Origin of the sequence: Kitasatospora sp. NPDC004799, from assembly GCF_040609095.1 — a bacterium.
GTDB lineage: Bacteria > Actinomycetota > Actinomycetes > Streptomycetales > Streptomycetaceae > Kitasatospora.
The window spans coordinates 1-2,673 of sequence record NZ_JBEXJK010000662.1 but is presented as its reverse complement, the minus strand read 5'-3'; the positions used below and the strand labels follow the sequence as shown (position 1 = coordinate 2,673).

General features: G+C 70.3%; 2 protein-coding genes. Both read right to left on the bottom strand.

The window, feature by feature from the left end:
• Window positions 1–148: 148 nt before the first annotated feature.
• Entirely contained in the window at window positions 149–1,951 is a 1,803-nt protein-coding gene (locus ABZW03_RS39595) for a glycosyl hydrolase family 18 protein (protein ID WP_355269544.1), read from the bottom strand.
• Window positions 1,952–2,288: 337 nt separating this feature from the next.
• A partial coding sequence (locus ABZW03_RS39590) for an FxLYD domain-containing protein (protein ID WP_355269542.1) occupies window positions 2,289–2,673 on the bottom strand: 385 nt, incomplete at its 5' end.

Sequence of the window (2,673 nt, the reverse complement as noted above, 5' to 3'; positions counted from 1 at the left end):
GGCCGCGCTGGCCAAGGGCCGGTTGTCGGTGGCGGCCGGCTGCGTCGGCATCGCCCGGGCCTGCCTGGAGGCGGCTCCTCCCGGCGGGCCGGACCCGTCACGTCAGGTGCGGCGAGGGTCCGTCAGGCCCTCGGCGGTCCGTCGGGGGTCAGCAGGGGCCGTTGTCGGTCCAGACGCCCCACTGGCCGCTCAGGCTCGGGTCGTCGCCCTTGGTCCACCACTTGTTGGTGTAGTAGTGGCCCTTCCACGAGACCTTGGTGCCGCCGGCCGCGTAGGTGGTGTTGGCGTCCCAGCTCGGGGCGGCCGGGCAGGAGCCCGGGGTCCCGGTCGGGGTGCCGGTGGGGGTGCCGGTCGGCGTGCCGGTCGGCGTGCCGGTGGGGGTGTCGGTCGGGGTCGGGGTCGGCGTGCCGGTCGGCGGGGCCGGGCAGGCGGAGGCCGAACCGTTGGTGGCGCTCACCATCTTGTCGAACAGACCGGTCTTGGTCCCCAGGTCGTACAGCGAGAAGGCGAAGGAGCCGCCGAGGCCGTTGCAGTGGGCGTAGTCGATCTTGGCCTGGATCGACTTGGCGTCCTCACCGCTCCAGAAGGTGTTGCCGTCGTAGAAGTACGTGGTCTTCGCCTCGTCGTCCCAGAAGGTCTTGGACGGGTTGTCGACGAAGCCCGCGAGCTCCTTGAACATCTGGATGCCGGGGACGTTGCCGGACATCGCCGCGCCGGCCGCCGGCTGGGTGGCGGGCTGGAACAGGCCGTGCTTGCCGTTGTCCTTCACCCCGGTCCAGCCGCGGTAGTAGAACGGCACACCCATGTTGATCTTGTTGGCGGGGAAGCCGCCCGGGATGCCGTACTCCTTGTCACCGGCGGTCCACGCCTTGATGGCGTTGTCGATCGAGTACTTCCCGTTGCCCGGCTTGGCCGGGGTCGACGGGTCGTTCGGGCCGGAGTACAGCGGCGCCTGGTGGTTGGTCGGCCCCTGCGGGTCCCAACCGCCGTGCATGTCGTAGGTCATGACGTCGAGGAAGGTCAGGTACTGACCGATCTTGTCGGTCTCGACGTTCATGATCTTGTCCTGGCCGGCGCCGACCGCCGCCGACAGGGCGTAGGTCTTGCCGTCGGTCTTGCCCTGCGCGTCCAGCTGGGTGCGGAACTCCTTCAGCAGCGCGGTGAAGTTCTGCTTGTCCGCCGGGCTGGAGATGTTGCCGGTGTGACCGCCGCCGCCCGGGTACTCCCAGTCGAGGTCGACGCCGTCGAAGATGCCGGCCGCCGTGCCCGGGCCGCCGTAGCCGGCCTCGGTGGGCAGGTTGCCCTTGATGAACATGTCGATGCAGGACGACACCAGGTGCTTGCGCGAGGCGTCCGTGGCGGCGGCCGGCGAGAAGTACTTGGAGTAGGTCCAACCGCCCAGCGAGATCAGGATCTTGAGGTTGGGGTTCTTCGCCTTCAGCTTCTTCAGCTGGTTGAAGTTGCCCGCGATCGGCTGGTTCCAGACGTCGCCGACGCCGTCGACCGAGATGTCCGCGCCGAAGCTCTTCTGGTAGTCGGCGAACGCGTCGCCCGCGCCGTCACCGGCGTTGGGGTTGTTGTCGTTCGTGTCCGCGGCCTTGGTGGCCTCGAAACACCCGAGGTCGGTCGGGTGGATGTTGGCGAAGGAGTAGATCAGGTAGTCCAGGTTCTTGGCGACGCCGGTGTCCTGGATCGTCTTGGGGTAGTACGCGTTCGCGTAGATCGACCACTGGTCGAAGTAGGCGACCTTGATGCCGCCGCTGGTGGCGGGCGCGCCGGTGGAGTTGGTGGTCGCGGCGTTGGCCGCGCCGCCGCCGGACAGCGCGAGGCCGGCGCCGAGCAGCAGGGAGGCGGTGGTGCCGGCCGCGACGGCGGCCAGGCTCTTGGGGCGGCGTCGGCGGCCGTCCTGCGGAGCCGGGGTCCCGGCCCTTTCAATGCGTGAGCGCAGCATGGGTGCGTGACTCCTGGTTGTGGGGGTACCCGCCGGCCCGGGGGCGCGCGTCCGGGGTGGGGCCGGACGACCGGGACATGACAGGCATGGGTGGGGAATCGAGCGGATCAGGCCGTGACGGACTACCGGGATGTGCCGAACCGGCGCCAACGGCACGAGGCCGTTGGCGCCGGTTCAGGGGCTCCCTGCACCTGGGCAATAAAAATGGACTAGACCAACTCACCCGTCAAGGGGTGCTGTTGGGCCTTGAGACCCGCTTAAGGTTCCACCCCCGCACTGAGCTGGGCGGCTGTGCGCCGAGCCGGCACCGAGGTCGGCACCGGAGTCGGCACGGGAGTCAGTAGCGGACGGCGTTGGCCACCTCGGCCCGGACCGTGCCGGAGAGCTCCCGGTTGGCGTGCGCGGTGGCCTCGGCGCTCTGCCCGGCGGCCACGTCCTGGACGGTCACCGCCGTCGCGTCCAGCACCGTGCCGGACTCGTCGGTGAAGTCCAGCTGGATCACGTACCGGTACGACTGCTGGCCGTGGTTGGTAACGGTCAGCGACACCTGCGGCTTGCCGTCCGAACCGGTGGTGACCGCCCCGGCGGTGACGTCCCCCTTGGCGTCCAGCCCGCCCTTGATCCCGGCGACGGCCGAGGAGGCCGCCGACACCGCCGCCGAGGCCTGCGCCTCCGCCGAGGCGATCGCCGACCCCGCGCCGCCGGCCGCCGAGGCCAGCGCC